The 3,565-nt window shown below is 51.4% G+C and carries 2 protein-coding genes and 2 pseudogenes; all 4 read right to left on the bottom strand.

Features of this window, described 5'->3' with window-relative positions:
* Window positions 1–194 precede the first annotated feature (194 nt).
* Window positions 195–1,733 carry an aldehyde dehydrogenase AldB gene (gene aldB / locus OGX92_RS23285; RefSeq protein WP_003827344.1) on the bottom strand — a complete coding sequence of 513 codons (1,539 nt, stop codon included), beginning with the start codon at window positions 1,731–1,733 and terminating at the stop codon, window positions 195–197.
* 92 nt (window positions 1,734–1,825) lie between these two features.
* The gene (yiaY, locus tag OGX92_RS23280) at window positions 1,826–2,977 is read right to left on the bottom strand and encodes an L-threonine dehydrogenase (protein ID WP_003827343.1); all 1,152 of its coding nucleotides are present in this window, start codon (window positions 2,975–2,977) and stop codon (window positions 1,826–1,828) included.
* A 188-nt stretch (window positions 2,978–3,165) separates the two neighbouring features.
* Window positions 3,166–3,234, bottom strand: a pseudogene (locus OGX92_RS23650) (hypothetical protein); the annotation flags it as partial.
* 16 nt (window positions 3,235–3,250) lie between these two features.
* A pseudogene (locus OGX92_RS23275) lies at window positions 3,251–3,565 on the bottom strand (IS1-like element IS1B family transposase); the annotation flags it as partial.

The raw sequence follows: 3,565 nt of genomic DNA, 5'->3' as shown, positions 1-3,565 counted from the left end.
CAGCTGATAGAAACAGAAGCCACTGGAGCACCTCAAAAACACCATCATACACTAAATCAGTAAGTTGGCAGCATCACCCGTCGTCTTTTGAGCTGCTTCTTTGTTGGCTGCGTTCGTTCACCCCAGCCACTTACCTGAGGACATAACTTGATGCCCGGTACGCTAAACGCGACCGGGCAGTAGGTGACGTGAAATTAAAACAGCCCCAGTGGTTTATCAGAGTAGCTCACCAGAAGGCATTTGGTTTGCTGATAATGCTCAAGCATCATCTTATGCGTCTCGCGCCCGATACCCGACTGCTTATAGCCACCAAACGCCGCATGAGCAGGGTAAGCATGGTAACAGTTGGTCCAAACTCGCCCCGCCTGAATCCCACGTCCCATTTTGTACGCCAGATTTCCATTACGACTCCAGACGCCAGCGCCAAGCCCATATTGGGTGTCATTAGCGATTTCCAGCGCCTCTTCCATGGTTTTAAACGTCGTGACAGCCAGCACCGGCCCGAAGATCTCCTCCTGGAAAACCCGCATGTTGTTCTTACCAAACAGAATGGTCGGTTCGAGGTAGTAACCCTCTTTTAACTCGCCATCCAGCTGCTTGCGCCGCCCGCCGGTGAGAACATCTGCTCCTTCTTTCTTACCAATGTCGATGTAATTCAGAATGGTTTCCAGTTGACCATGCGACACCTGCGCGCCCATTTGCGTCACGCTGTCTAACGGGTTGCCGCTACGGATACTTTCCACCCGACGAATGGCTCTTTCCATAAAACGTTCGTAAATGGATTCTTGTACCAGCGCACGACTCGGACAGGTACATACTTCGCCCTGGTTGAAGGCAAACAATGCAAAACCTTCCAGCGCTTTGTCAAAGAACGCATCTTCTTCATCCATCACGTCCGCAAAGAAGATATTGGGTGATTTCCCGCCCAGCTCCAGCGTGACAGGAATAATGTTCTGCGTGGCGTACTGCATGATCTGCTGCCCGACTTCCGTTGAGCCGGTAAACGCCACTTTCGCAATACGTTTTGACGTCGCCAGATACTCACCGATTTCCCCCCCTGCGCCGTTGACCACGTTCACCACGCCAGGCGGGAGCAGATCGCCGATGACTTCCATCAGCAACAGTACGGACAGCGGCGTCAGGCGCGCGGGTTTCAGCACCACGCAGTTACCGGCTGCCAGGGCGGGCGCCATCTTCCAGCTGGCCATCAATAGCGGGAAGTTCCACGGGATAATTTGCCCTACCACGCCAAGAGGTTCATGGAAGTGATAAGCCACGGTTTCGCTATCAACCTCGCTGATTCCCCCTTCCTGTGCACGAATACAGGACGCGAAATAGCGGAAATGGTCAATAGCCAGCGGCACATCTGCCGCGCTGGTTTCACGGATGGGTTTACCGTTATCCCAGGTTTCTGCCGTCGCCAGCAGTTCCAGGTTTTGCTCCATACGATCGGCGATTTTGAACAGAATCGCCGCTCTGTCCTGCACGGATGTCTGCGCCCACTTGTCTTTTACTTTGTGCGCGGCATCCAGTGCCAGATCGATGTCCTTTTTGCCGGAAGAGGCCACTTCGCACAGTAGTTGCCCGGTCACCGGTGTCAGGTTTTGGTAATACTCACCGTCCGCCGGGGCGACCCAGTCACCGCCGATAAAGTTATCGTATCGGGCTTTTAACTTCAGAGGGTAACCATACTCGCCGGGGTAAATACGCGTTGAAGGGGGGTTATTGGTCATGACCGTCTCCTTGCTGTAGGGGTACTACAAGGGTAGACGGGGCTGGCGAATAATTCGCCAGCCTTTTACTGCTTTACGACAGGTATCACGAATTACATGGCAGCACGATAAATCGCCATGATTTCTTCATGTGTCGCCTGAATCGGGTTAGTGAAACCACATGCATCTTTCAGGGCGTTAGTCGCCAGAACGGCAAAATCTTCTTCTTTCACGTTCAGCTCACGCAGCCCAGCTGGAATATTCACTTTCTGCGCCAGTTCGCGAATCGCTGCGATGCAGGCTTCTGCCCCTTGCTCTTCGCTCAGACCAGCAACGTTCACACCCATTGCCGAGGCGCAATCGCGCAGGCGGGCGGCAGCCACTTTGCTATTAAATACCTGTACATGCGGCAGCAGTACGGCATTACATACTCCGTGTGGCAAATCGTAGAAGCCACCCAGCTGGTGCGCCATCGCATGCACGTATCCCAGAGAGGCATTGTTAAAGGCCATACCTGCGAGGAACTGCGCATAGGCCATGGCTTCGCGCGCCTGAGCATTGCTGCCCTCTTCCACGGCGACCGGCAGGTTTTCCGCAATCATGGTGACGGCTTTAAGCGCGCACGCATCGGTAATAGGGGTCGCGGCAATAGAAACATAGGCTTCAATAGCGTGAGTCAGCGCATCCATACCGGTAGCCGCCGTCAGAGACTTCGGCATACCGACCATCAGCGAGGAGTCATTGACGGACAGCAGCGGCGTAACATGCTTATCCACAATCGCCATTTTAATGTGGCGTACTTCATCGGTAATGATGCAGAAGCGGGTCATTTCAGATGCCGTACCCGCCGTAGTGTTGATGGCAATCATCGGCAGTTGCGGTTTTGCAGAGCGGTCAACGCCTTCGTAATCACTAATATCGCCGCCGTTAGCCGCCACCAGCGCAATCCCCTTCGCACAATCGTGCGGGGAACCGCCGCCGAGAGAAATAACACTATCACAGTCATTTTCTTTCAGCATTTTCAGGCCAGCAGCAACGTTACTGGTCGTAGGGTTAGGATGCGTACCATCATAAATTACGCTGAAAATATCACGTTCCTGCAGCGCTTTTTGAATTTCACTCGCCATACCTAATTTCGCCAGCATGGCGTCCGTGACAATCAGCGTACGGCGAAAACCATATTCCGCCATTGTATTCATTGCATCTTTTAATGAACCAGCGCCAATTACATTCACAGAAGGAATAAAAAATGTTGAAGCAGCCATTGTACGATCCTTAATTACTCAAAAGAGGTAGGAAGCATACGAGTGAAATTTCCAACAAAATATGATCGTGGTTGTTATTTTAATAACACTCACAATTAAAAAGCACATTAGGTTCATAATCTAATGTGCTTATTTCAATCAATATCTATTTTGTATTAATTCATTTAATCCATGAATTAATTGTTTCATTATTTTTCAGGGAACAGCAATGCATCGCGTAATAAATGATCATTTCCCCGACGACGAGTAAAACCAATGGGTAATGACTCCAACTTATTGATAGTGTTTTATGTTCAGATAATGCCCGATGACTTTGTCATGCAGCTCCACCGATTTTGAGAACGACAGCGACTTCCGTCCCAGCCGTGCCAGGTGCTGCCTCAGATTCAGGTTATGCCGCTCAATTCGCTGCGTATATCGCTTGCTGATTACGTGCAGCTTTCCCTTCAGGCGGGATTCATACAGCGGCCAGCCATCCGTCATCCATATCACCACGTCAAAGGGTGACAGCAGGCTCATAAGACGCCCCAGCGTCGCCATAGTGCGTTCACCGAATACGTGCGCAACAACCGTCTTCCGGAGCCTGTC

The organism is Citrobacter sp. Cpo089, assembly GCF_030332695.1.
GTDB lineage: Bacteria > Pseudomonadota > Gammaproteobacteria > Enterobacterales > Enterobacteriaceae > Citrobacter > Citrobacter portucalensis.
Note: the sequence above shows the minus strand (reverse complement) of the source record. Positions and strands in the feature narration are given on the sequence as shown.

Excerpts from the sequence above, each read along its gene's own strand:
- yiaY (WP_003827343.1), bottom strand. The coding sequence starts at position 2,977 with ATGGCTGCTTCAACATTTTTTATTCCTTCTGTGAATGTAATTGGCGCT.
- aldB (WP_003827344.1), bottom strand. The coding sequence starts at position 1,733 with ATGACCAATAACCCCCCTTCAACGCGTATTTACCCCGGCGAGTATGGT.